Raw genomic sequence first — 19,624 nt, forward strand, 5'->3', positions numbered from 1 at the left:
ATGTCTAGAACATTTATCATCGCCGAAGCAGGCGTTAATCATAATGGATCGTTGGAAATGGCAAAAGAGTTAGTGTATAACGCTGCCGAGGCTGGCGCGGATGCGGTAAAATTTCAAACCTTCAAGGCAGAGAGCATTATTAGTAAGTACGCAGATAAGGCTGATTATCAGAAGAAAAGAACAAGTAATGAAGAGTCCCAGTTAGAGATGGTCAAAAAACTGGAATTGAGTCGAATGATGCATGAAGAACTTGTGGATTGTTGCCGAAATAGTAATATTCAGTTCCTTTCAACACCGTTTGATTTAGAGAGCATTGATATGCTTGTTAGTGAAATTAGGGTAGATCAATTAAAGATTCCATCGGGTGAGATCACGAATGCTCCTCTGCTTTTGAAGGCGGCTCAGACAAATCTTCCTATCTTTCTTTCCACGGGTATGTCTAATTTAAGTGAAATAGAAGGAGCACTAAGTGTTCTCTCTTATGGGTATTTGGGGATTGAGGAGGTTCCTTCTCTTTCGAAGTTTATGGAAACATACTCTAGTTTTGAAGCGCAACAAGTATTACGACAGAAAGTTACGCTTCTTCAATGTACAACGGAGTATCCTGCCCCTTACGAGGACGTTAACTTAAGGGCAATGGATACATTGGCTACTGCTTTTGGATTGCCTGTAGGGTTATCTGATCATACGGATGGAATTGCTGTCCCTATTGCTGCGGTAGCTCGTGGCGCAAAGGTAATAGAAAAGCATTTTACCTTAGATAAAAATTTGCCTGGGCCAGATCACATGGCATCATTAGAGCCGACTGAATTAAAGCAAATGATTCAAGCGATTCGACAGGTAGAGATGGCTTTAGGTTCAAAATTGAAGTTCCCCACACTGTCGGAGCATAAAAACAAGTCGATTGCTCGTAAAAGTTTGGTAGCTGCACGCAGTATTCAAAAAGGAGAACGATTTAATCACAGTAATTTAACAACAAAACGACCTGGAACAGGACTTTCCCCTATGTTGTATTGGGAATGGATCGGAAAAGAAGCAGACCGAGATTACGAGGCGGATGAAGTGATTCGATCATGAAGCCGATCATCGTGTTAGGTGGCGGCGGCCACGCCAAGGTTGTCATGGAAGTTTTACAGTTACGTAATCAGGAAATCATTGGATTTACAGATCCTCTAACCGAGTCTACTATCTTGGGCATTTCCTGGTTGGGTAACGACGAGATTGTCAACACGTACTCGCCAGAAGATATTTTGTTGGTTAACGGTCTGGGATCGGTCTGTAACAATACAAGAAGAAAAAGGTTATTTCATTTCTGGAAGGAAAAAGGCTTTTCTTTTGCAAATGTCATTCACCCATCTGCCATTGTTTCAACAAATGCCATTCTCGATGAAGGTGTACAAATTATGGCGGGAGCAGTCATTCAGGCAGGGGTTAGAACTGGCAGTAACTCCATCATCAATACTCGAGCTGCGGTTGATCATGATACTAGTATTGGGAAGCATGTCCATATCGCTCCAGGTGTCACTTTATCTGGCGGAATCATTATAGAGGATGATACCCATGTAGGGACGGGAGCAGTCGTCATTCAAGGGCTAACGATTGGTAGAAACAGCATGGTAGCGGCAGGGGCTGTTGTTGTGAAAGACGTACCAGCCGATTCAAAAGTAGCAGGTGTCCCCGCACGAAATATGTAGAAATTAGTGTCAGGAAGGTGTGACGAATGATGGACTGGAGAAATCTGTTGGTATCACCGAATACGCCGATCCTTCATACGTTGGAAATCATTGATAAGAATGCCCGTCAAATTGCTTTGGTAGCAGATGAGAACGATAGGCTTTTAGGGACTGTAACCGATGGAGATATCCGTAGAGGATTGTTAAAAGGCAAGGCTCTTCAAGATCCGATTTCTATGATCATGAATTCGTTTCCAACGGTTGCTTCACCGTATGAGACACGTGAAAATATTTTGGCGCTAATGAAGATCAAGAAGATTCATCAGATTCCGATTGTTGACGAAGAGGGGCGGATCATTCACGTTGAGGTACTAAATGAACTGTTGCGGCCCAAACGGAAAGACAATTGGGTGGTGCTAATGGCAGGTGGATTAGGTACAAGACTTCATCCACTAACACATGATTGTCCCAAACCACTTCTCAAAGTCGGTAATAAACCGTTGTTGGAAACGATTTTGCAAAGTTTTATTGATCAAGGTTTTCATCGATTTTACATATCCGTGAAGTATAAAGCGGAAATGATTCGTGAGTATTTTGGAGATGGCTCAAAATGGGGGATATCAATCCGTTATTTGCAGGAACAGGATTCATTGGGAACTGCAGGGGCACTGAGTCTATTACCAGAAATACCAGCAGAACCGTTTTTTGTGATGAACGGAGATTTATTAACCAAAGTGAATTTTGAGCAGTTGCTCGATTTCCATAAAGCGTATCAAGCCCAAGCGACGATGTGTGTTAGAGAATATGATCATCAGGTTCCTTATGGTGTCGTCAGATTGGATAAACATCGACTCACCTCCATTGAAGAAAAACCAACTCAGCGATTCTTCGTTAATGCCGGAATTTATGTGCTCAGTCCAGATGTACTCGATACTATCCCTCATAACCAATATTTTGACATGCCAAGTTTATTTGATAATTTGATGAAAACAAACTTGGAAACGATTGCCTTCCCGATACGAGAATATTGGCTAGATATTGGGAGGATAGCTGATTATGAGAGAGCTAATATTGAGTTTGCGGAGGTATTTGGATGATACAAAATAAATCAGTGCTTGCGATCATACCTGCGCGAGGCGGTTCCAAGGGAGTCCCTAGAAAGAACCTCCGGAATCTATCGGGAAAACCTCTGATCGCCTGGACAATTGAAGCAGCAAAAAAATCTTCCTATATTGATCGTCTGGTAGTTTCTACTGATGACGAGGAAATAGCAGATGTAGCTAGACAGTGGGGATGCGAGGTTCCTTTTTTTCGACCGGAAGAACTTGCTCAGGACAATACACCTGGGATTGAACCCATTCTTCACGCAATGTCGGTGCTTCATGGTTATGATTATGTGATGTTGCTACAGCCGACATCGCCACTTCGCAATACAGGAGATATAGATGGATGCATCGAGCAATGTTTAAGTCAAAAGGCTAATGCATGCATATCTGTAACACTGACAGATAAATCTCCGTACTGGATGTATCATCTTTCTGAAGAAAAGTGTATAAAGCCAGTGCTCAGCTCCGAACAGCCAGTTCTTAGAAGACAAGATACACCCGATGTATTTGTTTTAAATGGGGCGGTTTATGTGGCGAGATCATCTTGGCTACAGAAGACACGCTCATTTTTACATGAGGAAACAATAGGCTTTGCCATGCCGAAAGAACGCTCGTTAGATATAGACTCACACTATGATTTTATCGTTGCAGAAGCCATTTTGAACGAAAAGAAATGGCATGCTTAAGATATGTAAACACCTTGAGATTTTTTTCCGATACTAATGGTAAAGGGAACCAGTAGAGGAGGAGAAAGTGTGAGCATCCAAGGGAGCAATTTAACTGGGAATGCTAAAGTACTCTATACAGAAAAGCTTCAAGGAATGGAGAACAAGCCTACAACCCAAACCGGAGATTCTCAAGTCGCAGGATACCAGTCAGAGAGAAAACACACACGTGCAGACTTGGAGCGCGAAATTGAAAGTCTAAACAAATTCATGCAGTCGAGTACAACACATCTCAAGTTTACCTTGCATGACAAGCTGAATGAATACTATGTCCAGATCATCAGCGATCATGACAACACAGTGGTCCGAGAAATTCCATCAAAGAAAATGATGGATATGGTAGCTCAGATGCAGGAAATGATCGGTCTGCTTGTGGACGAAAAAAGATAGGGGGTTAAGAACATGGGTTTACGTATTAGCGGTATGGCATCAGGGATGGACACGGAGAAAATGGTCAAAGATATAATGAAAGCACAGCGAGAGCCAATCAACCGTTTGCAACGTAGTAAATATGCAATTGAATGGAAGCGCGATGCCTATAGAGAGATGAATACACTATTGGCTGACCTGCAGAATTCTTTGAAAACTCTCCGCTTGTCTAGCACCTTTAACAAACAAGTGGCTTCTTCTGATAATGACAGTATTGTTTCCGTTAATGCAAAGGGTAGACCTGCGTTGTCTTCGTATACAGTTGAAGTAGAAAAGCTAGCAGTGGCAGGTACACCTCCAAAGGCTGAGTTCAGTCCGGTTTCCACGAAAAACGATTCACAATTTAAATTGACACTGAATAAGGGCTCTGAAACAGTAAACATAGATGTTATGCAAGATGAGTCTATTGAGACAACGATTGGCAAAATTAACAGCTCTAACATAGGTATTAAGGCGAGCATTTTTAATGGAAAATTAGTTATGACGTCAACAGATGAACAAGCATTTAGTTTCTCAACGGATAATGCAGGAAATATTTTCAAAATAGGTAATTCCACATCTTCTCCGGCATCAGGCGGTGCTGACGCCAAATTCAAAATCAATGGTGTTGAATATACGTCCAAGTCTAATACGTTCACTTTTGACGGAATTGATTTCATCTTAAAACAACCGACTACTACTCCAGTTGTTATCAATACAAAAACCGACGAAGATTCGATTTTTAAAAGCGTTAAAGATTTCGTCGATAAGTATAATGCGATTATCGATGTAATGAATAAAAAAATATCAGAGCCAAAGTATAAATCTTATAGACCTTTATTGGATGAAGAAAAGGAAGCACTTCCTGAAAAAACAGCCGAAAAAATGGACACGATGGCGAAAAGCGGCATTTTGTTGCGTGATCCAATTTTAACGAGCGGATTAACTGAATTAAGACGGGCACTAAGTACACCACTACAAGTCGCAGGAGTAAATAAAGCTTTCGATACGCTCTCTGAGATTGGGATCGGTGGTCCACCTCCAGGTAAAAATGCTTACACGGAAAATGGGAAATTGTATATCGATGAAACGAAGCTTCGTGATGCGATTCGCAATAATGGTGACGATGTGCTTAAGCTGTTCACCAACTACAGTAGCGAGAGCAACGCTGCTACGAAGTACAAAGAGAGTGGTGTATTTGAACGACTCTATGGCGAAGTGAATAAGGTCATGGACAAAGTGACCAAGGAAGCTGGGTCAACAGGTTCTGTATTCACTGAAAGCGTGCTTGGCAAGCAACTCAAACAAACGGAAGACGACATTGGTCGCTGGGAAGACCGTTTAAAAACAATTGAAGACCGCTACTGGAAGCAGTTCACCGCTATGGAAAAAGCAATGTCCAAAGCCCAGTCCCAGGGCTCGTGGTTTGCTCAAATGTTAGGGCAAAAATAATAGGGAGTGATGCAGATGTTACAAAATGCTGCTCAGACGTATCAATCTAATCAGGTAACAACCGCTACTCCTGGCGAGCTCACTCTCATGTTGTATAATGGGGCACTCAAATTTATTAAACAGGCGAAAATAGCTACGGAAGAAAAAAATGTAGCGAAGGCTCATGAGGCCAGCATAAAAGTACAAAACATTTTGTACGAGTTGATGTCTACGTTGAATAATGACATCCCCCTCTCAAAAGAGTTGGTCAAGATGTACGATTATATGCTTCATCGTATGATAGAAGCTAATATTCAAAAAGAGATCACGATTCTTACTGAGGTTGAGGAGTATTTCATTCAGTTTCGTGATACGTGGAAAGAAGCAATGATCTTGGCGAAAAACCAAGGATGAGGGCTGAAGTAATGGAAAAATCACCAGATGTTCTTTTGCAACAATTACTGCAACATACGATGCGTCTTGAGCAAAAAGTGCTCCAAGACGCATCGGACTCTGATGAGTGGTTAGCTATTCTTGATGAACGTGAAAAATTGATTGAACAAATGCAACAAATGGGAATGGATGATACAACTATAACAGAGTCTAATTTAGATATACTTAGGCAGGTACACGAAATAAACCAACGCTTAGTTTCTAAGATGGATGATCGCAAAGGAGCCGTTCAGACTCAACTCAATAATATCCAACGCAGTAAACAGGCAATGGACACATACAACGAAAACGGCCCTAATGCCTATGGGGCATTTTTAGATCATAAAAAGTAAATGATTTTAGAATTTTTAAAAAGACAAAGCGGCTGATGACAGGTATCGTCACAAGCCGTTTTGCCCTTATCAGGTGTTATATATGTATAGTGCGGGAACGCCTGAGCTGTAATCAAAATGATAATGATGACTCTCCGTTAGTATTTGGATAGGATTTAATTGTAAATCAGTAGATTTTTCAAAATGCTTATTATTAAGAACGAAATGAAATAACTCTAGGAAGTCTGAATTTAAGCCGTGATTGGTTGATTGGAATGCGGAACCGTCAAGTTTGTCTTCACTGATTTCATGGTACATACAATTTGCAAGTGTATTACAAAACTGCCGTTTTTTTATATGGCTTATTAGACTGTCAGTTGTTCCATGAAATGATTGAATGTGACAAAGATTATTAAAACTTTTATACAGTGTTGGTAAGTGGAGAATTTCGGAATCATTATCTAGTTTCGATGCCATGTATGTAAATGAAATGTCTAAAAACATATCACCTATTTCGTGTTTTAAATACCTTTCATTTAACAAATAATCAGGGAATAACCAAGCTGAGTTATCAATAAGTAGCTTAAACAGGGTTGGGGCAAATGCATTACATAAATAGCTTAAATATGCTCCGTGAGATTGGCCATAAACAATAATTTTATTAGTATTAAACTCAAGATTGTTATCTTTTAAAATTTGGATTACATAGCAAATCGCTGTAATGTTATCTAACGCTTGCATCAGTCCCATATCATTAAAATTTTCATTACTTTCGTTTAAAACTTCATATGCCTTTACCCAAATTTTATACTTACTGGCTATGTCTAAAAAATGAGCGGAATTAAAACCTTCTTTAAAAATCAAATCGATCTCATTTGGCTGAAACACAGATGCCACATCTTGGGGAGAAATGTTAATGTGAGGTGATCTATAGCTCTGCATGAATTCTTGCCCAAAATAATCGCACTGTACAGTTACTAAATTGTATTGATCTGCAAAAACTCTTCGCATTTTTTGATAGACGTTAGAGTTAGCATGACCATCAAAGCCAGGAATAAGTAATAACAACCCCGTCTCAGAATTAACACCAGAATCAGGCTCTGAAAAGTATACATTAAATGAACGTTCACTGTAGTTATTGTAAATATTAGGGTGTGCTGACCAATTTACTTGATAATCTTTTGCCACAGAAAACACTCCTATTTATTTCTATTAAAAAAGCCGGAAAAACCCGGCCCGTAAAGCTAAATTTTCACATCTAAAACCTTCCCCAACGTTGGATGCCCAGCCTGCGCCGCCTGAATATTTTGCTGCGTCTTCGCGAAATCTTCCAACATGGTAGCAGCTTGAGCTTGTGCAGTTTCCTGTACTTGTTTTGTCAGGCTAATCGTCACCGCTTGTTGCAATTGGATTGCATTCATGGATGTCACCTCTTTATTAGATTGAGAGTACTCTTTCTTTATCGACATTTTGGATACAATCCTACACCAACATTATCCAGACTCACTACTCTCATTCCCACCATCTGCTATACTAAGTACATCTTTTCGAAAGACTAGGAAGGTGACAACATTGTCCACAAAACGCCGCTCGCTCCTCCTAATCGGAGCCGTCCTCCTCATCTTCATCCACGCGGTATACTTAAACGGCAACCTCGCTGATCTTCTAAACATTACCGCCATCGAGCTGGTAGCGCTGGCCGTAGTAATCTCCTACGCGATCAAGCGCAAGCATCTGGATCTGAAAAAGATGATCCGCCTCTTGATCCACGGACGGGAAAGCAATGTAGAGGAAACGATCAAGCGCTTCTATTACTACGCGCTCGTCCAGAAAGAGCAGGGCTATATCGCGCTCGAAAAGGAGCTGCAAAGTGAACGCGATTCATTCGTGCAGCGTGGCAGCTTGCTCGCGATCGAGGGCGTTCCAGAGGATGAGCTGCGCATGATTCTGGAGAACGAGCTCAAGGGCGAGCAGTATCGCTACCAGCAAGCAGCCGGCTTCTTTCGCCTTATTAGCTTGCTCGCACCTGGAATGGGGCTGGTCGGTACGCTCCTTGGCATGACAGGCGTGTTGCGCTCCCTCTCTGATTTCACGCAGACGGGTCATAGCCTGAGTGCGGCTGTTGTGGCGACGCTCTATGGCGCTCTTTTAGCCAACCTGTTTGCTCTGCCATGCTACTACCGGATGATGGACCTGTATGACCGGGAAATGTTTGAAAAGCGCCTTTACGTTGAGGGGTGTGTCGGTTTGCAGCGGATGGAAACGCCACGCCTGTTGTTTGAAAAACTGAACTCGTTCCTGCCAGGTGACCAGAAGCTGGTGCTTATTAAAGAAGCAGGCAGTATGAAGGGAACGATTGAAAGGCAGGACCGTTATGCATGATGACCGGCTGTATGACGAAAAGGAGCTGGAGAAAAGCTGGCTGCTCAGCTACAGTGACTTAATTACGCTCTTGTTTGTTATCGTGATTATTATCGCGGCGACGTATACCTCTAACATTCAGTCGCAGCGTGAGGAAGCGAAAAAGGAAGCGGTACAGCAGCAAGCGGCTATGCAGCAGGTGCATGAAAGCCTGGATCTGTTAAATCTGCAAAAGCTGGAGCTGCAGCGCGAGGTTCATCAGCTGGAAGCGCGCCAAAAAGCACTCTTGGGGACAGCAGAGGAAGAGAATACGACCGAATCTCCAAGTCTACCAAAACCACCAACAGGCGCAGCTGATAAGGGTGAGCGCGATATGGACACGGTGCGGACGCAGCTGTCCTCTGCCTTGGCTGAATTGAATCTGGACTATGAGGAAACAGAAGAGGGCTTGCGCATTCGTTTGCCGGAGAGTATCTTGTTTTCCAGCGGTTCAGCTGAGCTGCAAGCGCAGGGCAAAAAGGTCGTTGGGACGATTGCGGGGGTACTACAGCGATATGGTCATATGGTGCGAATTGAGGGCTACACGGATGATGTGCCGATTAAGCACAGTGCATTCAAGTCCAACTGGGAGCTATCCTCGGGACGCGCTATTGCGGTAATGCGGGAAATGGTTGATGGATATTCTTTACCTGCGACACGCTTTACTGTCGCTGGCCTTGGGGAAAACAAGCCACTTGTGGATAATTCCAACGAGGAAAACCAAGCGCGCAATCGTCGTGTAGAGGTAATTATTTTGGCGGAAAAAGAATAATTCCCATTTTTCTGATAATAATATGGTTTTGAAGAAGGATTCTTCTATGTAAGATCGAAATATATCTTACATGTAAGAATCTTTCTTTTTTAGGCAAATTCCTGTTCTGGCCAAACCTTTGTCCTTTTGCGAAAAAGGGCTTGAGAAGGCATGGAGAGCAGGAAATAGTTATTCCCAGCTTGTGCACAACGTCATGTGGATAATGTGGATAACTCTGTGGAGAACGCAAAAAACCCGTGATTTTCTTGTGGACATTGTTGGGGGCAAACACAGATAAAAAGAGATAGAAACAAGGGGGATTTTCAAATGAAGCTCGGGAAAAAGTGGTACACCTCGCTTGCGCTGACCGTGGGGATGGGACTTATGCTCTCAGCCTGTGGATCGGGTGGTCAGCCAGCAGCGACAGGATCAGGGGACAAGGTCTATGTAATTGGTACAGACGCCGCATACCCTCCATTTCAAATGCTGGAAGCAGACAAGATCAGCGGGCATGACATTGATGTGATGAATGCCGTGGCTGAAGCGGGCGGATTTAAGGTGGAGTGGAAAAACACTGGCTGGGACCCGTTATTTGATGGTCTGGACAAAGGAACCGTCGATATTGGGATTTCGTCTATCACGATTACCGAAAAGCGCAAAGAAAAGTACGACTTTTCTGAACCTTATTTCGAAGCCAACCAGCTGATTCTGGTAGCCGAGGATTCGCCTGTACAGACCCTGGCTGATTTGAAAGGCAAGAAGATCGGGGTGCAGGCTGCAACAACAGGTGAAGAAGTCGTCAAAAAAGCATTTGGAGAAACCTACGAAGGCTTGAAGGGGTATGATGACATGCCGTCATCCGTGGATGACTTCTTTAATGGCCGGGTAGATGCGGTCGTGGGCGACAACGGCGTTCTCCAATACTACGTGAAGAAAATACAGAACAAGAAATTCAAGCTGATCAAGGACGATTCCTTTGAAAAAGAATTCTACGGCATCATGGTCAAAAAGGGTAACACAGATGCGATGACCAAGATTAACGATGGTCTGAAAAAGATCAAGGAAAATGGAAAGCTGCAAGAAATCCATGACAAGTACTTCGGTAATAAGTAGGACGATTCGTGATCCGGGTACGTCTCTAGGGCGTACCCGGTGTTTGTGCTATGGATAGGCATAGTTGGAATTTCTAGCAGGTCGGCTATATGCTCGTCTATCGGCTCGCCAACATGTTGGCGTAGGCCGGTTTTCTAAGGTGGTCAGCAGGAATAAGCGAAAGGAGGAGCTACCTTTGGATTGGAGTGTCATCTATGATTATCGCGAATTGTTTATTCGAGGCGTTATTAATACGATTTTACTAACAGCGGTAGCCACTGTCTGTGGAACATTGCTCGGTCTGTTCATCAGCTTGGGCAAAATGTCGAGCAAACGCTACTTGAGATGGATTTGCTCCATTTATGTAGAGCTGTTTCGAGGGACACCGATGCTGGTTCAGATTTTGCTCATCCACTTTGCGGTGATACCGTCCATTTGGGAATTCATATTCCCGGGACAGCCGAATCCGGATGCGATCTATTCCGGTTTTGTCGCTTTATCCCTGAATGCAGCAGCGTACATAGCGGAAATATTTCGTGCGGGTATTCAATCGATTGATCCAGGACAGATGGAGGCGGCAAGGTCGCTTGGCATGAGCAAAGGCTTGTCGATGCGCTTGATTGTACTTCCACAGGCGTTTACGCGTATGCTGCCTGCGATTGGAAACGAGTTTATTGCCCTTTTAAAAGATTCTTCCTTGTGTGCCGTTATAGCCACTCAAGAATTAAACTATGCAGCCATGAATGTGGCGAAAAGTACGTTTGAACGATATCCTCCATATCTGACCGAGGCGGCGGTATATTTGGTACTGACCTTGTTCCTGTCACGGATCGTAGTGAGGGGACTAGAAAAAAAATATTCTACAAGGTAATGGAATTTCGTGATGATTTTGGGCAAGCTATGTGTGAATACACGGGATACTTATCCTGATTTCCTAAAAAAGAAAGGGTTGTGCTGTTTCATGCAAGGCAAAGTAAAATGGTTTAACGCAGAAAAAGGGTTTGGTTTTATTGAACGCGAGGGTGGCGACGATGTTTTTGTTCACTTCTCAGCCATTCAGACTGATGGATTCCGTTCGTTGGATGAGGGACAATCGGTAGAGTTTGATATTGTGGAAGGTGATCGCGGTCCACAGGCAGCCAATGTCGTCAAACTGTAGAACAATGGGAAATTCCAGCTGCGACATGCCTTTTGGCAGTACCGCGGTTGAACTTATACTGAGTCGGAGTTTCATGAATTCCTATCTGTATAAAAATCCCCCTTGCCCAGCTTTTACTGGGTACAGGGGGATTTTGTTATGTTAGCTAATCATTTTATGAATGCGGAGGGAACGATGCTCGCGAAGGTCGAGGAATTCTTCTCCCCGACGTACGAGCGGGCGCATTGGCTCATCGGTATGAATCATGATTACTTCGACTTGATCGCCATTGCTGAGAAGTGCGCTAGAACCGACATATAATAGAACAATATACTGGATAAAGTGCGATACGATTAACGGGTTTAATTTGCCATTGCACGCGAGCTCCCATAGAACGCTTGCTGCTTCAAAAGGAGAAGAGCCCTTGCGATAAACACGATCGGTGCAGATCGCATCAAAAACATCGGCGACACTAATGATTTGGCATTCAAAAGGAATCGTCTCTTTTGTCCGCCGTTCAGGATAACCGGTACCGTCCAGTCGCTCGTGATGTAGCAGCGCGCACAAAGCAAGCTGTTCATTTGCGCCTTCCATAGAGAGGAGCAGCTGGCTGCCGTACTCTGCATGAAGCTTCATGATCGAGTATTCCTCGTCGGTTAAGTGCGTAGGCTTGGACAGCAGTTCATCTGCAATCTTCATTTTTCCAATGTCATGCAAAAGACCCGCCTGTCCCAGAAAGTAAATATCTTCATGAGACCTACCTAACAGCTTGCCAATTAAGGCTGAAATAATGCCAACATGGAGGGAATGACGATACGTGTAGTTGTCCGTTCCTTCTTTTAAATAAATAAATTGGAGAAATCCGAAGCGTTGTAAAACTTGATCGAGTAAAGGATAAAAAGCTTCGTTAAATCGATTCAGCGGAGGGATCGTCCCGGAGGCAATCTGTCTAAACAAGTGCCCAGTCTTCTGAACAGCATCTACATATTGGCGTGCTGCTTCAGTTTCGCTCCAGTGTAATACAGGCGAGGGCATGTCAATAGTCGATGGAGCTGCAGCTACTTGAACGGCCATCACTTTATGGGATTCCAGTAGGCGGATGTCACTCTGATGCAGAATCGCTCCAGCGGGCAATAGTAGCAGGCCATACTCGTTGTATACATCTTGTGCGAGTGTAGTTCCGATGATTAAATGGGAAGGTTTCACCTCGGCCATGAGGATTCCTCCTGTGCGAGTGTTGGCATGCTAAATATATTGGATTGACTAGCATCTATTATAGCATAGGGAAACTATTGAGACTCCCACGTTAAAGGAATAAACTGATCCTTTCGACATAAGTGGGATCCTTGGGTGGTAGTCGGAAGTGTATTTCTACTATCCGTAGTTCCCCCAAGCTCAAGGCTGTCTCATCAGCCCATCCTAGTCCAGAGCATAAAGCTGACTAGGCTGGCAGACTATTACCATCTACCAAAGGTTGGTTTAAGATGTTGATTGCTCCAACCAAATCACGATGAGCATTGAAGCCGCATGAACATTCGTACTTTCTATCTCTTACTTTGTTCTTCCCACCACATGCAGGACATATTTGGGATGTGTACGCAGGATTGACTTCACTTACACGAATACCGACAAGGTTAGCTTTGTAGGAGATGAACTGCTGAAGCTGATAGAAAGTCCAACTGTACAGGTTTTTAGCGTTTTTACGGCTTGTTCTTGCCGTCTTGCGAATATTTGTTAATCGTTCCAACTTAATTAGCGATACATTTTCTTGAATAGCTGTATTGACAATTTGACGGCTGATCTTATGGTTTTGATCTTTCATCCACCGTTGTTCTTTATTGCCAAATTTCAGAATAGCAGACATCTTTTTGAGTTTTCCTAATTTACGCCTTCGCTGTTGATACTTTCTGCGTGTGTACTTGTTCTGTCTGCCATTCCCAAAGAAACGTGTTTTTCCAGTAGAAGTCACAGATACAGCAGGCACTTTCAATCCAAGATCAATTCCCATGACATTTTCGTTGTTTGATTCGGCTGTTGGTACTTCTAATGAAATTTGGGCGTACCATTTACCTGACTTTTCAACGACTCGCATCAAGCCGGTCTTGGCTTTTCCGAGTAGTACCATGTCTCGGCTAGTAGTAATAGCATGGAATGCTGTTTTTTTGGTCTTTCCATCTACAACGATAGGGAAAGCGACTATATTTTCGGATATCGTATAGTTTTGATTGTTAACGAAGTATACAGGTTTCTTTAGAATCGGACGAGTGCTCAATTTCTTGATTTTTCTGTATATATTTTTGGCGTCACGAATGGCTTGATTGCATACAGCAGATGGTAGAAGGGTTTCGACATCTTTGGTAGTCACCTTTGGAAAGGTACCATGTTGTTCAGCCTGTTCAGTTAGTTTATTGACTATCTGAATATACTCTTGTCCTAATTGCCGGAGAACATCTGGTTGATTTGGAAATATGCGAATCTTAACAGTTAAAGCTTGCATTGTTCACCTCATTTCTATTGTTCCTCCAAATAACACTTTACGGTTTTACATGGTACGTTTCCTGCTGTACTGACGTCTATACTCTTGTTTCTTACAAGCATTATATCAGTTTCCACAAAAAACCAAAAATAAAAAGCAATCAAAGATGTGCTGAGCTGACTTTCGTCATAGAAATCTTTAAACTAGGTGCATTTAGACGACAAGTATTGGTAATATTCTGTCGCTATTTGTTGGATTATATAAAAATTGTAAAGATTTTTTGTAGATAAGAAGGAGGATTATTTACAAACGTGCCGAATATTTATATATAGACGGAAGGAGGTTGGAACCATGAAATTTAACATTCGTGGAGAAAACATTCAAGTCACCGCAGCACTTAGAGAGTATGTGGAAAAGAAAGTCGGCCGTCTCGAAAAATATTTTGAAACTGGGCAGCCAGCCGATGTACAAGTTACTATGCAGGTACATCGAGGTGAAGGCACGATCGAGGTCACGATCCCGCTAAACGGAGTGATCCTTCGCGCCGAAGAAACAAATGAGGACATGTATGCTGCCATTGATCTGGTAGCAGAAAAGCTCGAGCGTCAGATCCGCAAGCACAAAACAAAGCTGATGCGCAAGCTGCGAATCGATGCCACAGGCAAGGTAGGGCAGCGTGAGAGCACGCCCGTTGCTGTCATGATGGCAGACACGGATGAGGAAGATGTAGATATTAACATCGTCCGAACGAAACGATTTGATCTCAAGCCGATGGATGCACAGGAAGCCGTCATGCAAATGGATATGCTAGGACATAGCTTCTTTGTCTTCCAGAACAGTGACACCAATGATGTGAGCGTGGTGTATCGCCGCAATGACGGACGCTACGGATTAATTGAGCCCAAATAACGAAACTTTATAGCCTATCACTCGTATAAGACTAGGGAGTTGCTATTGGCAACTCCCTTTACTTGTGTATGTGAGGCTTCTTTTGATAAAATAGCTTTTTAGAAAGTATTATTTTTTTATTCGCAATCAATATCTCCTTAGGGATATGTGGAACCCTCTCTTACGGAGTAGTCATTATCTTTGTTTGGGAGCATATGGAAGGGGTGTCCTCATGTTAGGACTCGTTAAAAAGATATTTGGCGACAGCAACGAACGCGAGGTCAAAAAACTGTTTAGGCGCGTAGAAGCCATCAATGCGCTGGAAACTGGCATAGCTGCGCTCTCTGACGAACAGCTGCGGGAAAAAACGACTGAGTTTAAAGCCCGCCTGGAAAAAGGGGAAGATCTGGACAAAATCCTGAATGAAGCGTTTGCCGTAGTACGCGAAGCATCTAAACGGGTTCTGGGCATGCGACATTTCGACGTGCAGCTGATCGGTGGTATGGTTTTACAGGAAGGCCGTATTTCTGAGATGAAAACAGGTGAGGGGAAAACGCTGGTAGCAACACTGGCAACCTACCTCAACGCTTTGCAAGGCAAAGGGGTTCACGTCGTAACCGTGAACGAATACTTGGCAGAGCGCGACTCGACGATCATGGGACAATTGTACAATTTCCTTGGTCTGACTGTCGGCTTGAACAAAAACGGTTTGAGCGCAGAAGAAAAACGCGAAGCATACGCTTGTGACATCACGTATGGTACAAACAATGAGTTTGGCTTCGACTATCTGCGTGACAATATGGTGCTGTATAAAGAACAAATGGTACAACGTCCGCTTTTCTACGCGATCATTGACGAGGTCGACAGTATCCTGATCGACGAAGCGCGTACGCCATTGATCATTTCCGGATCGGCGAACAAATCGACGGAGCTGTACTACATTTGCTCTCATTTTGTGAAGCGTCTGGAACTGGAAAAAGACTTTACCATCGATGAAAAGTTGAAAATCGTCAACCTGACAGATGACGGAATTGGTAAAGTCGAGCAGGCTTTCAATATCGAAAACCTGTACGATGCGGCTCATACAACACTTAACCATCACATCACTGCTGCTTTGAAAGCGCAGGTTCTGTTTAAACTTGATGTGGACTACGTGGTGCAGGAAGGCGAAGTCGTCATTGTTGACGAATTTACCGGTCGTCTGATGGTCGGACGCCGCTACAGCGATGGCTTGCACCAAGCGATCGAGGCAAAAGAAGGTCTGCGCGTTCAAAGCGAGAGCATGACCCTTGCTACGATTACGCTGCAAAACTACTTCCGTATGTACCAAAAGCTGTCCGGTATGACTGGTACGGCAAAAACGGAAGAAGAGGAATTCAAAAAGATTTACGGACTTGATGTTGTGGTTATCCCAACCAATAAGCCTGTTGCTCGTGCTGATGCTCCTGACCTTGTCTTTAAAACAGAGGCAGCAAAGTATCGGGCTGTTGTGAATGATATCGTTGAGCGTCACAAAAAAGGGCAGCCGATCTTGGTGGGTACGATTTCGATCGAAAACTCCGAGCGACTGGCGCAAATGCTGAAGCAAAAAGGCGTGCCGCATAACGTATTGAATGCGAAGCAGCATGAGCGTGAGGCGGAGATTGTAGCTCGCGCAGGTCAATACGGAGCGGTTACGATTGCAACAAATATGGCAGGTCGTGGTACGGATATTCAGCTGGGCGAAGGTGTCGCTAATTTGGGCGGTCTGCATATTATCGGTACAGAGCGCCATGAGAGCCGACGCATCGACAATCAGCTGCGCGGACGTGCCGGTCGTCAAGGGGACCCAGGTTCTTCGCAATTCTTCCTCTCGATGCAGGATGAGCTGATGCGCCGTTTCGGAGCAGACAATATCATGAACATGATGGATCGTCTGGGTATGGAAGAAGATATGCCAATCGAGAGCCGTCTGGTTACCCGTGCTGTCGAATCCGCACAAAAACGAGTGGAAGGCTCCAACTTCGATGCACGTAAAGGCGTCCTCCAGTACGACGATGTGATGAACCAGCAGCGTCTGGTTATTTACAAGCAGCGTCGTGACATTCTGGAACAGGAAAACCTCAGCGAAGTGGCACTGGGCATGATCAACACTGTGCTTGAGCGTAATGTAGCTGCTCATTGTCCAAAAGAGGATGTGCCAGAGGATTGGAATCTGCAAGCATTGGCGGATGCAGCAAACCAATCGTTCCTGCATGAAGAAACCATTACGGTTAAGATGCTGAAAGGCAAAGAAGCCGAGGAAATCGAACAGCTTCTGAAAGATGAAGTTCTGAAACAATACAAACAGCGCGAAGAACAAATTGGCGAGATGATTCGCGAGTTTGAAAAAGTAGTTATCCTGCGTGCTGTCGACAGCAAATGGATGGATCATATTGATGCGATGGAGCAATTGCGTCAAGGTATTCACCTGCGTGCTTACGCTCAAAACGATCCATTGCGCGAATACCAGTTTGAAGGATATGAGATGTACCAGGCTATGCTGGCTGCTGTACAAGAGGAAGTTGCGATGTACATCATGAAAGCAGAAGTGAGCCAAAACCTGGAGCGCCAGGATGTAATCCGAGGCCAAGGCATCAATCCAGAAGACCTGCAAACATCCGGACCATCCGATCGTCCTGATCCGGAAACCTCTGGTGACGCTGATCCGAAAAACCGCGCACAACGCCGTGCCAAGGAGCAGGAGCGTCGTCGTCAAAACAAGCGCAACTAAATATCAAATACGTACGAACCATAAGCATTCCTCTTGTATCGTCAAATTCGGTACGAGAGGAATGTTTTTTTCTTGTGGATTCCTACTCGCTAGACAGCGTTCGTCCCAATCCCTTGTTCCTCGTCCGATCTGATAGATCTATTTGTCTAACACTGGAAAAAGCTATCGAACGATTCAGGTGGAAATGTTTTGAAAAATCCATAGAATCATAGGTACAACACTTTTTACCAGGGCACACTACCAAATACACGGAGACGAGGGATGAATAAAATGAAAACGTCAGTCAACGTGATGGGCATACAAGCACAAAATATGCTGGAGTGTATCGCGGCTACTTTAAAAGCCGTTTTGAGAAAAGGAAAAGAAAATAAAAACATACAAGTAATCAGTGAGGAGACAGGCGAAGAGCAAGCAGACCTTTTTACTGCACAGGATGCCGTCTTCTATGAGGAGAGAGTGATACAGGAAATTCCGGAGCCAAATTGGGAGTCCGGAGCCATCGCTCACCCCAAGCTGCTTATCACACAAGCAGGACGATCAGTTGGTCAAAAAGGCAAACGAGCTGCAAAACAAGTGAGAACGATGCGACCGATTCGTCAGAGAATCAAAAATGCTCCTCAGACAAAAGCAATGCTGTTTCCATTTCCGCAGGCGGAAAGCAAACAACCCCGTGATATCCGATACGTGAAAAACTCGTTATCACCACCAAGGGAAACAGTAACGTAAGCGAGAACATAGTCGAGGGCGAATCCCCATTTACAGCGAGAAAACGTACGTCAGGTTGCGCATCTGGCAAATTACGTTACAATAAAACGTAAGCTTACGTAAAGAGAAGGTGATTCGCAGCATGGCATTAATCGATATTGCGGACATCAAACAAGAGATGTCCAGTATGGCTAAACGTTTAGCAGATATCAGGGGGTCTCTTTGACCTCCCTGTAAAAGAGGAGAGGATCGGAGAACTGGAGGAGCGTATGCTCGCTCCCGACTTTTGGGATGACAACGATGCAGCCCAGAAAACGATCAGTGAGCTGAACGTAATCAGAAACCTCGTCGATACAATGGGAAAGCTCGATTCTCAATATGAAGATCTTCAGCTCATGCTGGAGCTAGTCATCGAAGAAGGCGACAGCTCTCTTATTCAAGATGTGTATGACAGTACCCAAGAGCTGAAAAAATCGTTCGAGAGCTTTGAGCTGGAGCTGCTCCTGAGCGATCAATACGACAAGAACAATGCGATCCTCGAACTGCATCCAGGTGCAGGAGGAACCGAGTCCCAGGATTGGGCGTCCATGCTTTTGCGTATGTATACACGCTGGGGCGATGCCAAGGGCTTCAAGGTGGAGACCTTGGATTATTTGCCTGGGGACGAAGCGGGCGTAAAAAGTGTGACGCTTCTGATCAAGGGGTATAATGCATACGGCTATCTTAAAACAGAAAAAGGGGTTCATCGACTTGTTCGGATTTCTCCGTTCGACGCTTCAGGACGCCGTCATACCTCATTTGTTTCCTGCAACGTCCTGCCGGAAATTGAGGATGATACGGCTGTAGATATTCGCACGGAGGACCTCAAAATTGACACCTACCGCTCAAGTGGAGCGGGTGGTCAGCACATCAACACGACAGACTCCGCAGTCCGGATTACGCACTTGCCTTCGGGTATTGTAGTGACCTGCCAAACAGAGCGCTCGCAGATCAAAAACAGGGAGCGGGCTATGAAAATGCTAACAGCGCGACTGTTTGAGCGCAAACGGGAGGAGCAGGAGAAAACGCTGGCGGCGATCCAAGGCGAACAAAAAGACATCGCATGGGGAAGTCAGATTCGCTCGTATGTCTTCCACCCGTATAGCCTGGTAAAGGATCACCGGACGAATGTCGAGGTAGGGAACGTTCAGGCAGTCATGGACGGGGAAATCGACACCTTTATTGATGCCTACCTGCGAGCACAAATTAATCGCTAATATACTTGAGGCAAAGCTTGAAGACGGCATGATATTTCATGCCGTTTTTTGTGTCTGGA

21 protein-coding genes are annotated in these 19,624 nt (G+C 44.3%); 17 read left to right on the forward strand and 4 right to left on the reverse strand.

The genetic code is table 11. From position 1 onward, the window contains the following. From neuB to fliT, 8 genes are all read left to right on the forward strand, one after another. Window positions 1-1,077: an N-acetylneuraminate synthase gene (gene neuB, locus ADS79_RS24430; protein ID WP_049740942.1), complete on the forward strand. Its 1,077-nt coding sequence runs from the start codon at window positions 1-3 to the stop codon at window positions 1,075-1,077. Then, the gene (locus ADS79_RS24435) at window positions 1,074-1,694 is read left to right on the forward strand and encodes an acetyltransferase (RefSeq protein WP_049740943.1); all 621 of its coding nucleotides are present in this window, start codon (window positions 1,074-1,076) and stop codon (window positions 1,692-1,694) included. Before neuB ends, ADS79_RS24435 begins: the two co-directional genes overlap by 4 nt. 26 nt (window positions 1,695-1,720) lie before the next feature. Next, window positions 1,721-2,770 (forward strand): nucleotidyltransferase family protein, encoded by a 1,050-nt coding sequence (locus tag ADS79_RS24440; RefSeq protein WP_049740944.1) that lies wholly within the window; start codon window positions 1,721-1,723, stop codon window positions 2,768-2,770. Next, the gene (locus ADS79_RS24445; RefSeq protein ID WP_049740945.1) at window positions 2,767-3,465 is read left to right on the forward strand and encodes an acylneuraminate cytidylyltransferase family protein; all 699 of its coding nucleotides are present in this window, start codon (window positions 2,767-2,769) and stop codon (window positions 3,463-3,465) included. The genes ADS79_RS24440 and ADS79_RS24445 overlap by 4 nt, the downstream gene beginning before the upstream one ends. A 69-nt stretch (window positions 3,466-3,534) precedes the next feature. Then, complete coding sequence (gene flaG / locus ADS79_RS24450; RefSeq protein ID WP_049740946.1) at window positions 3,535-3,894, forward strand: flagellar protein FlaG; 360 nt, start codon at window positions 3,535-3,537, stop codon at window positions 3,892-3,894. A gap of 12 nt (window positions 3,895-3,906) precedes the next feature. Beyond that, the gene (gene fliD, locus ADS79_RS24455) at window positions 3,907-5,364 is read left to right on the forward strand and encodes a flagellar filament capping protein FliD (protein ID WP_049740947.1); all 1,458 of its coding nucleotides are present in this window, start codon (window positions 3,907-3,909) and stop codon (window positions 5,362-5,364) included. A 15-nt stretch (window positions 5,365-5,379) separates the two neighbouring features. After that, the gene (gene fliS, locus ADS79_RS24460) at window positions 5,380-5,757 is read left to right on the forward strand and encodes a flagellar export chaperone FliS (protein ID WP_049740948.1); all 378 of its coding nucleotides are present in this window, start codon (window positions 5,380-5,382) and stop codon (window positions 5,755-5,757) included. Window positions 5,758-5,768: 11 nt separating this feature from the next. Beyond that, window positions 5,769-6,128: a flagellar protein FliT gene (fliT, locus tag ADS79_RS24465; protein ID WP_049740949.1), complete on the forward strand. Its 360-nt coding sequence runs from the start codon at window positions 5,769-5,771 to the stop codon at window positions 6,126-6,128. 69 nt (window positions 6,129-6,197) lie between these two features. Here fliT and ADS79_RS24470 read toward each other — a convergent pair whose 3' ends face one another. Both ADS79_RS24470 and ADS79_RS35060 read right to left on the reverse strand, forming a co-directional pair. Next, on the reverse strand, window positions 6,198-7,295 hold the full coding sequence (locus tag ADS79_RS24470) for a DUF2920 family protein (protein ID WP_049740950.1): 1,098 nt from the start codon (window positions 7,293-7,295) through the stop codon (window positions 6,198-6,200). 56 nt (window positions 7,296-7,351) lie between these two features. Beyond that, entirely contained in the window at window positions 7,352-7,528 is a 177-nt protein-coding gene (locus ADS79_RS35060) for a putative motility protein (RefSeq protein ID WP_141260865.1), read from the reverse strand. A 151-nt stretch (window positions 7,529-7,679) separates the two neighbouring features. On the opposite strand from ADS79_RS35060, the gene ADS79_RS24475 reads away from it, so the two are divergent. The 5 genes from ADS79_RS24475 (at window position 7,680) to ADS79_RS24495 (ending at window position 11,509) form a co-directional block, all read left to right on the forward strand. Continuing rightward, the gene (locus ADS79_RS24475; protein ID WP_049740951.1) at window positions 7,680-8,489 is read left to right on the forward strand and encodes a motility protein A; all 810 of its coding nucleotides are present in this window, start codon (window positions 7,680-7,682) and stop codon (window positions 8,487-8,489) included. Next, complete coding sequence (locus tag ADS79_RS24480) at window positions 8,482-9,279, forward strand: OmpA/MotB family protein (protein WP_049740952.1); 798 nt, start codon at window positions 8,482-8,484, stop codon at window positions 9,277-9,279. The genes ADS79_RS24475 and ADS79_RS24480 overlap by 8 nt, the downstream gene beginning before the upstream one ends. Window positions 9,280-9,585: 306 nt before the next feature. Continuing rightward, complete coding sequence (locus tag ADS79_RS24485; RefSeq protein WP_049740953.1) at window positions 9,586-10,371, forward strand: basic amino acid ABC transporter substrate-binding protein; 786 nt, start codon at window positions 9,586-9,588, stop codon at window positions 10,369-10,371. A gap of 175 nt (window positions 10,372-10,546) precedes the next feature. Continuing rightward, window positions 10,547-11,221, forward strand: a complete 675-nt coding sequence (locus tag ADS79_RS24490) for an amino acid ABC transporter permease (RefSeq protein ID WP_049740954.1) — start codon at window positions 10,547-10,549, stop codon at window positions 11,219-11,221. A 90-nt stretch (window positions 11,222-11,311) separates the two neighbouring features. Next, window positions 11,312-11,509: a cold shock domain-containing protein gene (locus ADS79_RS24495; RefSeq protein ID WP_049741132.1), complete on the forward strand. Its 198-nt coding sequence runs from the start codon at window positions 11,312-11,314 to the stop codon at window positions 11,507-11,509. A 141-nt stretch (window positions 11,510-11,650) separates the two neighbouring features. Here ADS79_RS24495 and ADS79_RS24500 read toward each other — a convergent pair whose 3' ends face one another. Then, complete coding sequence (locus ADS79_RS24500; protein ID WP_049740955.1) at window positions 11,651-12,703, reverse strand: HD-GYP domain-containing protein; 1,053 nt, start codon at window positions 12,701-12,703, stop codon at window positions 11,651-11,653. 226 nt (window positions 12,704-12,929) lie between these two features. Further along, window positions 12,930-13,985 (reverse strand): RNA-guided endonuclease InsQ/TnpB family protein, encoded by a 1,056-nt coding sequence (locus tag ADS79_RS24505; RefSeq protein WP_049740956.1) that lies wholly within the window; start codon window positions 13,983-13,985, stop codon window positions 12,930-12,932. A 330-nt stretch (window positions 13,986-14,315) separates the two neighbouring features. Between ADS79_RS24505 and hpf the strand changes: the two genes are divergently transcribed. The 4 genes from hpf to prfB all read left to right on the forward strand — a co-directional run bounded on the left by hpf (window position 14,316) and on the right by prfB (window position 19,565). Next, window positions 14,316-14,873 (forward strand): ribosome hibernation-promoting factor, HPF/YfiA family, encoded by a 558-nt coding sequence (gene hpf, locus ADS79_RS24510; RefSeq protein WP_049740957.1) that lies wholly within the window; start codon window positions 14,316-14,318, stop codon window positions 14,871-14,873. Window positions 14,874-15,084: 211 nt separating this feature from the next. Continuing rightward, window positions 15,085-17,604: a preprotein translocase subunit SecA gene (gene secA, locus ADS79_RS24515; RefSeq protein WP_049740958.1), complete on the forward strand. Its 2,520-nt coding sequence runs from the start codon at window positions 15,085-15,087 to the stop codon at window positions 17,602-17,604. A 261-nt stretch (window positions 17,605-17,865) separates the two neighbouring features. Continuing rightward, window positions 17,866-18,330 (forward strand): hypothetical protein, encoded by a 465-nt coding sequence (locus ADS79_RS24520; protein WP_141260867.1) that lies wholly within the window; start codon window positions 17,866-17,868, stop codon window positions 18,328-18,330. Between the two features lie 121 nt (window positions 18,331-18,451). Next, window positions 18,452-19,565, forward strand: a protein-coding gene (gene prfB / locus ADS79_RS24525) for a peptide chain release factor 2 (RefSeq protein ID WP_141260869.1) whose coding sequence is annotated in 2 segments (ribosomal slippage) — window positions 18,452-18,532 and window positions 18,534-19,565 — 1,113 coding nt in all. Because the reading frame shifts where the segments join, the coding sequence is not laid out codon by codon here. Window positions 19,566-19,624 lie beyond the last annotated feature (59 nt).

Origin of the sequence: Brevibacillus reuszeri (assembly GCF_001187725.1) — a bacterium.
GTDB classification, from domain to species: Bacteria; Bacillota; Bacilli; order Brevibacillales; family Brevibacillaceae; genus Brevibacillus; species Brevibacillus reuszeri.